The organism is Palleronia pontilimi, assembly GCF_016412875.1.
GTDB classification, from domain to species: domain Bacteria; phylum Pseudomonadota; class Alphaproteobacteria; order Rhodobacterales; family Rhodobacteraceae; genus Palleronia; species Palleronia pontilimi.
Window position 1 is genome coordinate 1 of the sequence record NZ_JAEKPD010000016.1, and the last position, 15,296, is coordinate 15,296.

Below are 15,296 nucleotides of genomic sequence, written 5' to 3' on the forward strand. Positions count from 1 at the left end.
TGCTCGCGCGTCTGGGGCATGGGGCCGTCGGCGGCGTTCACGACCAGGATCGCGCCGTCCATCTGCGCCGCACCGGTGATCATGTTCTTGACGTAGTCGGCGTGGCCGGGGCAGTCCACGTGGGCGTAGTGGCGGGCCTCGGTCTCGTATTCCACGTGGGCGGTCGAGATCGTGATGCCGCGGGCCTTTTCTTCCGGAGCGCCGTCGAGCTGGTCGTAGGCCTTGAAGTCCCCGAACTACTTGGTGATCGCCGCCGTCAGCGTCGTCGTGCCGTGGTCCACGTGACCGATCGTGCCGATGTTCACATGCGGCTTGTTGCGTTCAAACTTTGCCTTCGCCATGGGATGGCTCCTTCTTTTGTCAGTTGGGCGGCGGGGTAGACCCCGCCCTACGGGGGGTGGGTAGGGCGGGGTTCACCCCGCCATCCCGATCAAGCGAATTTGCTTTGGATCTCTTCCGAGATGTTCTGGGGAACGGCCTCGTAGTGATCGAATTGCATGGTAAACTGGGCCCGGCCCGACGACATCGACCGCAGCGTGTTGATGTAGCCGAACATGTTGGCCAGCGGCACGAACGCGTCGATGGCGATTGCGATGCCGCGGGGCTCTTGCCCCTGCACCTGGCCGCGACGGGAGGTCAGGTCACCGATGATGTTGCCGGTGTATTCCTCGGGCGTCACCACCTCGACCTTCATGATCGGCTCGAGCAGCTTGGCGCCGGCCTTCTTCATGCCTTCGCGCATGCCCATCCGGGCCGCGATTTCGAACGCCAGCACCGACGAGTCCACGTCGTGGAACTTGCCGTCCACCAGCGCCACCTTGAAGTCGATGACCGGGAAGCCGGCCAGCGGACCGGAATCCATGACCGAGTGGATGCCCTTTTCGACGCCGGGGATGTATTCCTTCGGCACCGAACCACCGACGATGCGGGACTCGAACGAGAAGCCTTCGCCCGGCTCTGTCGGCGAGATGATCATCTTCACCTCGGCGAACTGACCCGATCCACCCGACTGCTTCTTGTGGGTGTAGGTGATCTCGGCTTCGCGCGACACGGTCTCGCGATAGGCCACCTGCGGCGCACCGATATTGGCTTCGACCTTGAATTCGCGCTTCAGGCGGTCGACCAGGATATCCAGGTGAAGTTCGCCCATGCCCTTCATGATGGTCTGACCGGACTCGAGGTCCGTTTCCACGCGGAAGGACGGATCCTCGGCGGCCAGGCGCTGAAGTCCGGTGGACATCTTTTCCTGGTCGGCCTTGGTCTTGGGCTCGACCGCGATTTCGATCACGGGATCGGGGAAGGTCATCGTTTCCAGCACGACCTGGTCGTTGATCGCCGACAGCGTGTCGCCGGTCGTCGTGTCCTTCAGACCGGCCAGGGCGATGATGTCGCCCGCGAAGGCTTCGGTGATTTCCTCGCGGTTGTTCGAGTGCATCATCATCATCCGACCGACGCGCTCTTTCTTGCCCTTCGTCGTGTTCTGCAGGGTGTCGCCCTTGTTCAGAACGCCCGAATAGACGCGGGTGAAGGTCAGCGAGCCCACGAACGGGTCGTTCATGATCTTGAACGCCAGGCCGGCGAACGGCATCTCGTCATCCGCGCGACGGGGAATGTTGCGGGTTTCGGTTTCGTCACCCGGGCGGAAGCCCATGTAGTCGACCACGTCCATCGGCGACGGCAGATAGTCGATGACCGCGTTCAGCAGGGGCTGGACGCCCTTGTTTTTGAACGCCGAGCCGCCCAGAACCGGCACGAAGGACAGCGACAGGGTGCCCTTGCGCAGCAGCTTGCGCAGGGTGTCGACGTCGGGCTCGGCCGCGTCCATCAGGTACGCTTCCGTGGCGTCGTCGTCCATTTCGACGGCGGCTTCGATCATCTTGCCGCGCCATTCGTCGGCCATGGCCTTCAGGCTGTCGCGGATCGGCTTCTTGACCCAGGACGCGCCCAGGTCTTCGCCTTCCCAGACCCATTCTTCCATGGTCACGAGGTCGATCAGGCCTTCCAGCTCGTTCTCGGCACCGATGGGCAGACCGACGGGCACGGCGCGGGCGCCGGTGCGATCCTCGATCATGCGGACGCAGTTGAAGAAGTCGGCGCCGATCTTGTCCATCTTGTTGACGAACACGATGCGCGGCACCTTGTAGCGGTCGGCCTGGCGCCACACCGTTTCGGTCTGGGGCTCGACACCGGCATTGGCGTCGAGCACGCAGACGGCACCGTCGAGCACGGCCAGCGACCGCTCGACTTCGATGGTGAAGTCCACGTGGCCGGGCGTGTCGATGATGTTCATCCGGTACTTGGTGTCGGACGTGCCGTCTTCGGTGGGCTCTTCCTGGCGCTGCCAGAAGGTCGTGGTGGCAGCCGAGGTGATCGTGATGCCCCGCTCCTGCTCCTGCTCCATCCAGTCCATGGTCGCCGCGCCATCGTGCACTTCGCCGATGTTGTGGGACTTGCCGGTGTAAAACAGGATCCGCTCGCTGCAGGTGGTCTTGCCTGCGTCGATATGGGCCATGATGCCGAAGTTGCGGTAACGCTGGAGAGGATAGTCGCGGGCCATAGGATACGTCCTTGGAATTTTACGAGAATGCTGGCGGCGGGGGAGGCCCCGCCCGAGTTACCAGCGGTAGTGGCTGAACGCCTTGTTGGCGTCGGCCATCTTGTGGGTGTCTTCGCGCTTCTTCACCGCCGAGCCACGACCCTGGACCGCATCGACCAGCTCACCGGCCAGACGCTCTTCCATGGTGTTCTCGTTGCGGGCGCGGCAGGCGTTGATCAGCCAGCGGATCGCCAGGGCTTCCCGACGCTCGGGGCGCACTTCGACGGGCACCTGGTAGGTGGCACCACCGACGCGGCGCGACCGGACTTCGACCGACGGCTTGATGTTGTCCAGGCTCTCGTGGAACACTTCCACGGGGCTTTTCTTCAGCTTGCCCTCGACCCGATCGAACGCGTTGTAGACGATGCGCTCGGCAACGGCTTTCTTGCCGTCGACCATCAGGTTGTTCATGAATTTGGTCAAAACCTTATCGCCATACTTGGCGTCGGGCAGGACTTCGCGCTTTTCGGCGGCGTGACGACGGGACATCTGTTGATCCTCTTACTTCGGACGCTTGGCGCCGTATTTCGAACGGCGCTGCTTGCGGTCTTTGACGCCCTGGGTATCCAGAACACCGCGCAGAATGTGGTAACGCACGCCGGGAAGGTCCTTCACACGACCACCGCGGATCAGCACGACCGAGTGCTCCTGCAGGTTGTGCGATTCGCCCGGGATGTAGCTGATGACCTCGAAGCCATTGGTCAGGCGCACTTTGGCGACCTTCCGCATGGCCGAGTTCGGCTTCTTCGGCGTTGTGGTATAGACACGCGTGCAGACGCCCCGCTTCTGGGGGCAACCTTCCAGGTGCAGCGACTTGGAGCGTTTGACTTTCGGCTGCCGCGGCTTGCGGATCAGCTGTTGGATCGTTGGCATTCCGGTTACATTCCTCGGTGTTGCAACATCGTTTCGTCTTTGGGACGCGCGCATCCCGGTTCATCTCGTCAAAGCGCCTCGCGCGTCCGCAAAACGCAAACACCGCAGCGGGCGGGGCCCCTTGCGGTGGGTATCCAGAGGATCGGGGCAACCAGGGCCCGGATCGTGACCACTTCCATCAATTTAAACACTGGCCCGGGAAAGATCCCGGTCGCGCAGTTGGGGCCGTATAAGGCCCGAGTCGGGGGGTGTCAACAGGCCCGCCCCGGCGACACGGGCAGTGGACGATACGGCGCGTTCCGAGCGATTAACCATAAATTTGTCACAAATGCCATCTAACCCCGTCCCGGCATCCGAACCGTCCGGGCGGACCCCATGGCCGACACGCTTAACGGCATCTTTTTCAGCGAGATCCTGGCCGACAACGCGGGATCGAGCGCCATCGATATCGATGGCGACAATCGTCGTGACAAGTCCGACGAGTTCGTCGAGCTGACCAACAGCAGGGACCAGGCCCAAAGCCTGGACGGCTTGCAGGTCTGGTCGGAGAAAAACGGCCTGCTTTATACCTTCGGCCCGGGCGACAGCATCGCCGCGGGCGGCACCGCAGTGATCGTGGGCGATTACGCGGGCACCCCGCCGCCGGGCTATTATGACGCAGGGATCGGACGAAACGGCAACTTCCTGCCGGACGGCGAGAACACGAAGTTCGACACCCTGTTCCTGCTGGACACCACGGCAAACCCGCCGACCTATATCGCCCTCAGCTACGGCGACCCGCCGCGCGCGCCCACCCTGCCGGATGGCTTCCCCACCGACGCGGTGCAGCGGGGCGGCGGTGAAGCCGTCAGTTCCAACGCGCCGAACGGTACGTCGATCCTGCGCGACGCGAACGGCACGCTGGTCGAAGGCGCGCCCGACCCCGGTGCGCCCGGCACGCTGTGCCTGACCGGCGACGCGCTGGTCGCGACGTTGCGGGGACCGCGCCGGGCCGACACGCTGGCGCCCGGCGACATGGTCATCTGCGCGCAGGACGGCCGCGCCCGCCCGCTGCGGGCCATAGGGATGCAAAGGCTGTCGCGCCGGATTCTGCGCGCGGCACCGCATCTTCGCCCGGTCCGCGTCGAATGCCCGGACGGGGCGGGGTCGGTGGAGCTGTCGCCCAGCCACCGCGTTCGCATCCAGTCGGCCTGGACCGACCTGATGTTCGGCGGGCCGGTGCTGGTCGCGGCGAAATGGCTGCTTGGAACCCGCATGGGCCATCCGACCGACGGTCGGCGCGGCGTGACCTACGTCCACCTGCTGTTCGACGACCACGTGATCCTGCGCGCGAACGGGATCGCGGTGGAAAGCCTGTTCCTGGGGGATGTCGCAAGCGGATGGATCGACGCGTGCCGTGCGGCCCGGACCTGGCGCGAAATCGGCCGGGCAATGACCGCCGGGCTGCGGCACGCCAAGACCGCCCTGCCCTGCCTGCGCCAGTTCGAGGCGCAGGCGCTGTTCTCATTGGACGCCCGCTTCGCGCAAGCGCCGGTCCGCACCCCGGTCGCCGCCTGAGCGGCAGCCGGGATGCGCAAGGCGTCAGGCGACGGCCATCGCTTCTTCGCCGTCTTCGTCCCACTTGGCCTTCTCGGCCTCGGTGGCCTTGGGCGAGAACATGCCCGTCCAGGCATAGAAGATACCGATCACCGGCGACATCCAGCAGGCGATGGCCAGCGGGATATAGAGCAGGTTGGTCAGGTCGCCGCCCATGATCCCCAGGCCGAGGGCCGAGATCACGAAGGCGCCGCCCGCGTTCCACGGGATCAGCGGCGAGATCAGCGTGCCGCCTTCCTCGATCCCGCGCGCAAGGTTCAGGGTGCTGTATCCCATGCCGCGGTAGATCGGCGAATACATCCGGCCCGGCAGCGCGATGGACAGGTACGGATCGCCCGCGACCACGTTGGTCGCCGCCGCCGTCAGCGTGGCCGAGGTCTGGATGCCCGCGAAGGATTTAACGTTCTCGATGATCTTGTCGATCACCGCCTCCAGGCAGCGGGTCCGCTCGAGCGCCCCGCCAAAGCCCAGCGCCAGCAGGATCAGCGAGATCGTCCACATCATGGACTGCACGCCGCCGCGGTTCAGCAGGCTGTCGATCTCGGACACGCCGGTCTCGATCGAGAAGCCCGAGTTGGCGTAGGCGAAGACCGCCTTCAGGCCTTCCTGCTGGAACAGGATCGCCATCAGGCCACCCGCCAGCACACCCGCGAAGAGCGACGGGATCGGCGGGTTCTTGGTCACGGCCAGGCCGATGACCAGCAGCGCGGGCAGCAGCAGCCAGGGCGAGATCCAGAAGGTTTCGTCCAGCGCGGTGGTGATGGCGTTGATCTGCTCGAACGATCCGCCATCGGGCGCGATCAGCGTGAAGCCGGCGACGATATAGACCGCCAGCGCGATCAGCATGGCGGGCACGGTCGTCGGCATCATGTTCTTGATGTGGTCGAAGACGTTGGTGCCCGTCACCGCCGGGGCCAGGTTGGTGGTGTCCGACAGCGGGGAGATCTTGTCGCCGAAGAAGGCCCCCGACACGACGGCACCGGCCGTCCAGTAGGCGGGCACGTCGAAGCCCGCGCCGATCCCCATCAGGGCAAGGCCCACCGTGCCCACGGTGCCCCAGCTGGTGCCCAGCGACACCGACACGATGGAACACAGGATCATGCCCGCGGCCAGGAAGATCGACGGGTTCAGCACCAGCAGACCGTAATAGATCAGCGTGGGCACGGTGCCCGAGGCGATCCAGACGCCGATGATCATGCCCACCACGATCAGCACCGACACCGATGGCAGCGAAATGCGGATGACGTGGAACAGCCCTTCTTCGATGCTTTCCCAATCGTGTCCCAGGTAAAGCCCGAGCAGACCGGTGATCGCGATGCCGATGGCCAGCGGGATGTGCGGCACGAAGTTGCCGAAATAAAAGAGCTGTAGCGCAAGAATGCCCAGCGTCAGGACGATCGGCACAAGCGCCAGTCCCAGGCTGGGTTTGCGGAATTCCTTCTTAGACATGTCGTGCTCCCTGTTCTGTTGGTCGGTCGATCCGGGATAATCGGCACCCCGATGGCAGATCCGTCGGCGGATAAGGGCCAGCCGCGTCGCGGCGAATCCCAGTTCCCGGATGGAATCCTTTAACCGGTCACCTTTCCTTGATCAGGAAAACTGGAGCGATCCGCCGCACAATCAAGCCGAGACCCCCCAAACGCGAAAACGCCCCCGGCTCTGCGGGGGCGTTTCCAAGGCATCTGCTCAATTTTTGAGCGACTATTCTTCGCGGCTCTCCGGCGTTTCGACCACGTCGGCCATCGGGGCTTCTTCCGGCGCGGCCAGGGCGGCGGCGGCTTCGGCTTCCTTCTGGGCGGCCTTCAGCACCTTCAGGTCCCGCTCGGCGGCGATCTTGCGCACCTGTTGGGTGGCCCCGCCGGTACCCGCCGGGATCAGGCGGCCGACGATGACGTTCTCTTTCAGGCCCACCAGCTTGTCGCGCTTGCCCTGGACGGATGCCTCGGTCAGCACGCGGGTGGTTTCCTGGAAGGACGCCGCCGAGATGAAGCTGCGGGTCTGCAGCGACGCCTTGGTGATGCCCAGCAGAATCGGTTCGCCCTGTGCCGGACGGCCGCCCTTCTTGATCGCCTTCTCGTTGGCCTCGTCGAACTCGGCCTTGTCCACGTGTTCGCCCTTCAGCAGCGTGGTCTCGCCGCTGTCCTGGATCTCCCACTTCTGGAGCATCTGGCGGACGATGACCTCGATGTGCTTGTCGTTGATCTTCACACCTTGCAGTCGGTACACGTCCTGCACCTCGTCGATCATGTAATCGGCCAGCGCTTCCACACCCAGGATCGACAGGATGTCATGGGGGGCGGGGTTGCCATCCATGATGTAGTCGCCCTTCTGCACGAAGTCGCCTTCCTGCACCGGGATGTGCTTACCCTTGGGCACCATGTACTCGATCGGCTCGGCGTCTTCCTCGGCCGGGACGATGGCGATGCGACGCTTGTTCTTGTAGTCGCGCCCGAACTTCACGTAGCCATCCGCCTCGGCGATGATGGCGTGATCCTTCGGACGACGGGCCTCGAACAGCTCGGCCACACGCGGCAGACCGCCGGTGATGTCCTTCGTCTTGGCGCCTTCGCGCGGGATACGCGCGACCACGTCGCCTGCCTTGACCTCGGATCCCTCCTCGATCGACAGAACCGCCTCGACCGACATGGGATAGGTCACCGGGTTGCCCGCGTCGTTGCGGACCGGCTCGCCATCTTCGCCGACGATGATGATCTCGGGCTTGAGATCGCCGCCCTTGGGCACCGAACGCCAATCGGTGACGATCTTCTGCGTCATGCCCGTCGCATCGTCCGTCTCGTCGCGCACCGAGATACCGGTGACCAGGTCCACGAACTTCGCGGTGCCGGCCTTTTCGGCGATGATCGGCAGGGTGTAGGGATCCCATTCGAACAGCTTGTCGCCGCGCGCGATCTTGGCGCCGTCTTCCACGTGCAACGTGGTGCCGTAGCCCAGCTTGAAGCTGGCCCGCTCGACGCCGTTCTCGTCCACGATGGCGAGCGACATGTTGCGGCCCATGACGATGACCTGGCCGGACTCGTTCTTCAGGGTCTGGGCGTTGCGGTATTCGGCCACGCCTTCCTGTCCGGCTTCCTGGAACGACTGCTGGCCACCTTGTGCAACGCCGCCGATGTGGAAGGTCCGCATGGTCAGCTGGGTGCCCGGCTCGCCGATGGATTGCGCCGCGATGATGCCCACGGCTTCGCCCTGGTTCACCATCGTGCCGCGCGCCAGGTCACGACCGTAGCACATGGCGCAGACGCCTTCCTCGGCCTCGCAGGTCAGGGGCGAGCGCAGGCGCGCTTCGGCCAGACCGCTTTCCTCGACCATGTCGGCCTTGCGCTCGTCGATCAGCTCGCCTTCGGCGACCATGACCTCGTCGGTGCCGGGACGCAGCAGGTCTTCGGCCGCGACGCGACCCAGGACCCGTTCGCCGAGGGACGCCACGACTTCACCGTCGTTGACGGCGGCCTTGGCGGTCACGGCACGCTCGGTCCCGCAATCGTGCATGCGAACGATGCAGTCCTGCGCCACGTCCACCAGGCGACGCGTCAGGTAGCCCGAGTTGGCGGTCTTGAGCGCGGTGTCCGACAGGCCCTTCCGGGCGCCGTGGGTCGAGTTGAAGTATTCAAGAACGGTCAGACCTTCCTTGAAGTTCGAGATGATCGGCGTCTCGATGATCTCGCCCGACGGCTTGGCCATGAGGCCCCGCATTCCGCCCAGCTGCTTCATCTGCGTGACCGAGCCACGGGCACCAGAGTGGGCCATCATGTAGACGCTGTTCGGCTCGTTCTCGGCGCCGTTTTCGTCTTCGCCCGGGGTCGAGATCGTCGACATCATGGCTTCGGTGACCTTGTCGTTACATTTCGACCAGGCATCCACGACCTTGTTGTACTTTTCGCCCTGGGTGATCAGGCCGTCCATGTATTGCTGCTCGAAATCCTTCACCTGGCCACGCGTCTCGTCGACGATCGGCCACTTGGTGTCGGGCACGACCATGTCGTCCTTGCCGAAGCTGATGCCGGCCTTGAACGCTTCGCGGAAGCCCATGGTCATGATCTGGTCGCAGAAGATGACCGATTCCTTCTGGCCGCAATAGCGGTAGACGGTGTCGATGACCTGCTGCACTTCCTTCTTGCGCAGCAGACGGTTGACCAGGCTGAACGGCGCCTTTGCGTTCAGCGGCAGAAGGGCCCCCAGACGCACGCGGCCGGGCGTGGTTTCGAACCGCACCATGACCTCGTTGCCTTCGTCGTCGATCTGCGGCAGGCGGGCCTGGATCGACGCGTGCAGGTGCACCTCGCCCGCATCGAGCGCGTGCTGCACCTCGTCCACGTCCGAGAACACCATGCCTTCGCCCTTCATCCCATGGCGCTGCATGGTGATGTAGTAAAGGCCAAGGATCATGTCCTGCGACGGCACGATGATCGGCGCGCCGTTGGCGGGCGACAGCACGTTGTTGGTCGACATCATCAACACGCGCGCTTCCAGCTGGGCTTCCAGCGAAAGCGGCACGTGCACGGCCATCTGGTCGCCGTCGAAGTCGGCGTTGAAGGCCGAACAGACCAACGGGTGCAGCTGGATCGCCTTGCCTTCGATCAGCACCGGCTCGAACGCCTGAATGCCCAGACGGTGCAGGGTCGGCGCACGGTTCAGCATCACGGGATGCTCGCGGATCACCTCGTCCAGGATGTCCCAAACCTCGGGGCGTTCCTTTTCCACCAGCTTCTTGGCCTGCTTGACGGTCGAGGACAGGCCCTTGGCTTCAAGACGCGAATAGATGAACGGCTTGAAAAGCTCGAGCGCCATCTTCTTCGGCAACCCGCACTGGTGCAGTTTCAGCTCGGGGCCGGTCACGATGACCGAGCGGCCCGAGAAGTCGACGCGCTTGCCCAGAAGGTTCTGCCGGAAGCGGCCCTGCTTGCCCTTGAGCATATCCGACAGCGACTTCAGCGGGCGCTTGTTGGCACCCGTGATGACGCGGCCGCGGCGGCCGTTGTCGAACAGAGCGTCGACGGATTCCTGCAGCATCCGCTTTTCGTTGCGGATGATGATGTCGGGCGCGCGCAGTTCGATCAGCCGCTTCAGGCGGTTGTTGCGGTTGATGACCCGGCGATAGAGATCGTTCAGGTCCGACGTGGCGAAACGGCCACCGTCCAGCGGCACCAGCGGGCGCAGCTCGGGCGGGATCACGGGCACGACGGTCAGCACCATCCATTCCGGACGGTTGCCGGATTCGATGAACGACTCGACGATCTTCAGACGCTTGATGATCTTCTTGGGCTTCAGCTCGCCGGTGGCTTCCTTCAGCTCTTCGCGCAGACGCTCGGCCTCGGCGTCGAGGTCGATCATCGACAGCATCTCGCGGATGGCTTCGGCCCCGATATTGGCGGTGAACGCATCCATGCCATAGACGTCCTGGGCGTCCATGAACTCTTCTTCGTTCAGCATCTGGCCGTAGGTGAGGTCGGTCAGGCCGGGCTCGATCACGACGTAGTTTTCGAAATACAGCACCCGCTCGAGATCGCGCAGGGTCATGTCCAGCATCAGGCCGATGCGCGAGGGCAGCGACTTCAGAAACCAGATATGGGCGCAGGGCGCGGCCAGCTCGATATGGCCCATCCGCTCGCGGCGGACCTTCTGCAGCGTGACTTCCACGCCGCATTTTTCGCAGACGACGCCGCGATACTTCATGCGCTTGTACTTGCCGCACAGGCATTCGTAATCCTTGATCGGACCGAAGATGCGCGCGCAGAACAGGCCGTCACGCTCGGGCTTGAACGTGCGGTAGTTGATGGTTTCGGGCTTCTTGATCTCGCCGAAGGACCACGAGAGAATCCGCTCGGGGCTGGCCAGCGACACCTTGATCTCGTCGAAGGTCTTGGGCGCCGCAAGGGGCGAGAACGGGTTGGTTGTCAGTTCCTGGTTCATAATCTGTCCTAACAGTCAGGGTGCGTCATCGAAGAAGGGCGGGAACGATTTTTCGCCGAAAAATCGCCCCCCGGCGGATCACTCCGCGTCCTCCTCGCTCGTCGCATCCAGGAGTTCCATGTTCAGGCCGAGGCCGCGGACTTCCTTCACGAGCACGTTGAAGCTCTCGGGAACGCCCGCTTCGAAATTGTCCTCGCCCTTGACGATGCTCTCGTAGACCTTGGTCCGGCCCGCCACGTCGTCCGACTTCACCGTCAGCATTTCCTGCAAGGTGTAGGCGGCGCCGTAGGCTTCCAGCGCCCAGACCTCCATCTCGCCGAAACGCTGTCCGCCGAACTGCGCCTTGCCGCCCAGCGGCTGCTGGGTGACCAGGCTGTAGGGCCCGGTGGAGCGCGCGTGGATCTTGTCGTCGACCAGGTGGTGCAGCTTCAGCAGGTACTTGATGCCCACCGTGACCTTGCGGCTGAACTCTTCGCCAGTGCGGCCGTCGAACAGGCGCGACTGGCCCGATGTGTCGAAGCCCGCACGCCGCAGGCTGTCGTTCACGTCGGCCTCTTTCGCGCCGTCGAAGACCGGCGTGGCGATCGGCACGCCGTTGGTCACGTTGCCCGCCATTTCCAGGACGCGGTCGTCATCGACGCCCTCGATCCCTTCGGCATAGACATCGTCGCCATAGGCGATCTTGAGCGCGTCCCTCACCGGCGTCAGATCGCCCGAGTGGCGGTAATCGTCCAGCGCCTCGTCGATCTGAAGGCCCAGGCCGCGCGCGGCCCAGCCCATGTGGGTTTCCAGGATCTGGCCCACGTTCATGCGCGACGGCACGCCCAGCGGGTTCAGCACGAAGTCGACCGGGGTGCCGTCTTCCAGGAACGGCATGTCCTCCATCGGGACCACCTTGGAAATGACACCCTTGTTGCCGTGACGGCCGGCCATCTTGTCGCCCGGCTGCAGCTTGCGCTTCACCGCGACGAAGACCTTGACCATCTTCATGACACCCGGCGGCAGGTCGTCGCCGCGGCGCACCTTTTCCACCTTGTCCTCGAACCGGGCATCGAGCGCGCGCTTCTGCGCCTCGTATTGCTCGTTCAGGGCTTCCATGATCTTGGCATCGTCTTCGTCTTCCAGCGCCAGCTGCCACCACTGGCCGCGGCTCAGCTGGTCGTCCAGCAGGGCCTCGTCGATCATGGTGTTGGCCTTGACGCCCTTCGGACCCTTCACGGCCTTCTTGCCCATGATCAGGTCGCGCAGACGGGCGTAGATGTTGCGATCCAGGATCGCCAGCTCGTCGTCGCGGTCACGGCTCAGGCGCTCGACTTCCTCGCGCTCGATCTGCAGCGCGCGCTCGTCCTTCTCGACGCCGTGGCGGTTGAAGACGCGGACTTCCACGACAGTGCCGTAGTCGCCCGGCGGCAGGCGCAGGGACGTGTCGCGCACGTCGGACGCCTTTTCGCCGAAGATGGCGCGCAGCAGCTTTTCTTCCGGCGTCATCGGGCTTTCACCCTTGGGGGTGATCTTGCCCACCAGGATGTCCGCGGGGCCCACTTCGGCGCCGATATAGACGATGCCGGCTTCATCCAGGTTGCGCAGGGCTTCTTCGCCCACGTTCGGGATGTCGCGCGTGATCTCTTCCGGTCCCAGCTTGGTGTCGCGGGCGGCGACTTCGAATTCCTCGATATGGATCGAGGTGAAGACGTCGTCGCGGGTGATCCGCTCGGAGATCAGGATCGAATCCTCGTAGTTGTAGCCGTTCCACGGCATGAACGCGACGACCACGTTCTTGCCCAGCGCCAGCTCGCCCAGGTCGGTGGACGGGCCGTCGGCGATGACTTCTGCCTTGCCCACGGTGTCGCCCACCTTCACCAGCGGACGCTGGTTGATGCAGGTGTTCTGGTTCGACCGCTGGAACTTGCGCAGGCGGTAGATATCCACGCCCGCATCGCCGAGCTCGAGATCCTCGGTCGCGCGCACGACGATACGCTGCGCATCGACCTGGTCGATGATGCCCGCGCGCTTGGCCATGATGGCCGCGCCCGAATCGCGCGCCACGACTTCCTCGATTCCGGTGCCGACCAGCGGCGCCTCGGCCCGCAGAAGCGGAACCGCCTGGCGCTGCATGTTCGACCCCATGAGGGCCCGGTTGGCGTCGTCGTTTTCCAGGAACGGGATCAGCGACGCCGCGACCGACACCAGCTGCTTGGGGCTGACGTCGATCAGGTCCACGTGCTCGGTCGGGGCCAGCGTGTAGTCGCCCGACTGGCGGGTGTTGACCATCTCGTTGACGAACTTGCCGTTCTCGTCCAGCGACGCGTTGGCCTGCGCCACGGTGTGACGCATTTCTTCCGTGGCGGACATGTAGTGGACTTCGTCCGTCACCGTGCCGTCCTTGACGACGCGATAGGGGGTTTCGATGAAGCCGTACTTGTTCACCCGCGCGAACGTGGCGAGCGAGTTGATCAGGCCGATATTCGGGCCTTCCGGCGTCTCGATCGGGCACATGCGACCGTAGTGGGTCGGGTGCACGTCGCGCACCTCGAAGCCCGCGCGCTCGCGCGTCAGGCCGCCCGGTCCAAGGGCCGACAGGCGGCGCTTGTGGGTGACTTCCGACAGCGGGTTGGTCTGGTCCATGAACTGCGACAGCTGCGACGAGCCGAAGAATTCGCGCACCGCGGCCGCGGCCGGCTTGGCGTTGATCAGGTCCTGCGGCATGACGGTGTCGATCTCGACCGACGACATGCGCTCCTTGATGGCGCGCTCCATGCGCAGCAGGCCGACGCGGTACTGGTTTTCCATCAGCTCGCCGACCGAGCGCACCCGGCGGTTGCCCAGGTGGTCGATGTCGTCGATGTCGCCGCGCCCGTCGCGCAGATCCACCAGAGCCTTGATGCAGGCCACGATGTCCTCGCGGCGCAGGGTGCGCACGGTGTCCTCGGCGTCCAGGTCCAGGCGCATGTTCATCTTCACGCGGCCCACGGCGCTGAGGTCGTAGCGCTCGCTGTCGAAGAACAGGGTGTCGAACAGGTTCGACGCGGCCTCGACGGTGGGCGGCTCGCCGGGGCGCATGACGCGGTAGATGTCCATCAGTGCGGTGTCGCGGTTCAGGTTCTTGTCCGCGGCCATGGTGTTGCGCATGTACGGGCCGACCGTGACGTTGTCGATGTCGAGCACCGGGATATCGGTGATGCCCGCCTCGATCAGGTCGTGCAGGGTGCCGCCGGTGACGTTGCCTTCCTTGTCGACTTCCTGCGTCAGCTCGTCGCCGGCCTCGACATAGATCGCGCCGGTTTCTTCGTTGATGATATCACGCGCGACGAAGCGGCCCAGGATCTGGTCGTAGGGCAGCAGAAGCTCGGTCACTTCGCCTTCGTCGATCAGCTTCTTGACGGCGCGCGGCGTGACCTTCTTGCCCGCCTCAGCGATCACTTCGCCGGACTTGGCGTCCACCAGGTCATAGCCGGGACGCGTGCCGCGCACGCGCTCGGGGAAGAACTTGGTCACCCAGCCCTTGTTCTTCTTCAGCTTGAAGTCGACGGTATCGTAATACGCGTCCATGATCGCTTCCTGGTCCAGGCCCAGCGAATAGAGCAGCGTGGTCACGGGCAGTTTGCGGCGGCGGTCGATGCGCGCGAAGACCAGGTCCTTGGCGTCGAATTCGAAGTCCAGCCACGAGCCGCGATAGGGGATGATGCGGCAGGCAAACAGCAGCTTGCCGGACGAATGGGTCTTGCCCTTGTCGTGGTCGAAGAACACGCCCGGCGAGCGGTGCATTTGGCTGACGATCACGCGCTCGGTGCCGTTGACGATGAAGGTGCCGTTGGGCGTCATCAGGGGCATGTCGCCCATGAACACGTCCTGCTCCTTGATGTCCTTGACGGACTTGGCGCCGGTGTCCTCGTCCACGTCGAACACGATCAGGCGCAGAGTCACCTTCAGCGGCGCGGCATAGGTCATGTCGCGCTGCTGGCATTCCTCGACGTCGTATTTGGGCTTTTCCAGCTCGTACTTGACGAATTCCAGAACGGCGGTCTCGTTGAAATCCTTGATTGGGAAGACCGACTGGAAGACACCCTTGATGCCTTCGCCGTCCATGGGATCGGGCTGGTCGCCGGATTTCAGGAACAAATCGTAGCTGGATTTCTGAACCTCGATCAGGTTCGGCATCTCCAGAACTTCACGGATCTTTCCGTAATACTTCCGTAGTCTTTTTTGGCCAAGATAGCTGGACGCCATAGGGTATCACCTTTGATTTTCGCGGGTCGCTCGACCTTGGGGAGAGGTCGCGCGCCCTGACGAAACGGGGGCAACG

7 protein-coding genes and 1 pseudogene are annotated in these 15,296 nt (G+C 64.1%); 1 reads left to right on the top strand and 7 read right to left on the bottom strand.

The window, feature by feature from the left end; all coding sequences use genetic code 11:
• The 4 genes and pseudogenes from ILP92_RS14775 to rpsL form a co-directional block, all read right to left on the bottom strand.
• A pseudogene (locus ILP92_RS14775) lies at positions 1–341 on the bottom strand (GTP-binding protein); the annotation flags it as partial.
• Positions 342–430: 89 nt separating this feature from the next.
• On the bottom strand, positions 431–2,557 hold the full coding sequence (gene fusA / locus ILP92_RS14780; protein WP_198917188.1) for an elongation factor G: 2,127 nt from the start codon (positions 2,555–2,557) through the stop codon (positions 431–433).
• A 57-nt stretch (positions 2,558–2,614) separates the two neighbouring features.
• Entirely contained in the window at positions 2,615–3,085 is a 471-nt protein-coding gene (gene rpsG, locus ILP92_RS14785) for a 30S ribosomal protein S7 (RefSeq protein WP_198917189.1), read from the bottom strand.
• Positions 3,086–3,097: 12 nt separating this feature from the next.
• A complete protein-coding gene (gene rpsL, locus ILP92_RS14790) occupies positions 3,098–3,469 on the bottom strand; it encodes a 30S ribosomal protein S12 (RefSeq protein WP_076980154.1) in 372 nt (123 codons plus the stop codon).
• A 375-nt stretch (positions 3,470–3,844) separates the two neighbouring features.
• Here rpsL and ILP92_RS14795 point away from each other — a divergent pair, with 375 nt between their 5' ends.
• The gene (locus ILP92_RS14795) at positions 3,845–5,026 is read left to right on the top strand and encodes a Hint domain-containing protein (protein WP_198917190.1); all 1,182 of its coding nucleotides are present in this window, start codon (positions 3,845–3,847) and stop codon (positions 5,024–5,026) included.
• A gap of 24 nt (positions 5,027–5,050) precedes the next feature.
• Here the strand turns inward: ILP92_RS14795 and nhaC are convergent, their stop codons facing one another.
• The 3 genes from nhaC to rpoB form a co-directional block, all read right to left on the bottom strand.
• The gene (nhaC, locus tag ILP92_RS14800; protein WP_198917191.1) at positions 5,051–6,514 is read right to left on the bottom strand and encodes a Na+/H+ antiporter NhaC; all 1,464 of its coding nucleotides are present in this window, start codon (positions 6,512–6,514) and stop codon (positions 5,051–5,053) included.
• Between the two features lie 252 nt (positions 6,515–6,766).
• On the bottom strand, positions 6,767–10,993 hold the full coding sequence (gene rpoC / locus ILP92_RS14805) for a DNA-directed RNA polymerase subunit beta' (RefSeq protein WP_198917192.1): 4,227 nt from the start codon (positions 10,991–10,993) through the stop codon (positions 6,767–6,769).
• Between the two features lie 78 nt (positions 10,994–11,071).
• Complete coding sequence (gene rpoB / locus ILP92_RS14810; protein WP_198917193.1) at positions 11,072–15,220, bottom strand: DNA-directed RNA polymerase subunit beta; 4,149 nt, start codon at positions 15,218–15,220, stop codon at positions 11,072–11,074.
• Between the last annotated feature and the right edge of the window lie 76 nt (positions 15,221–15,296).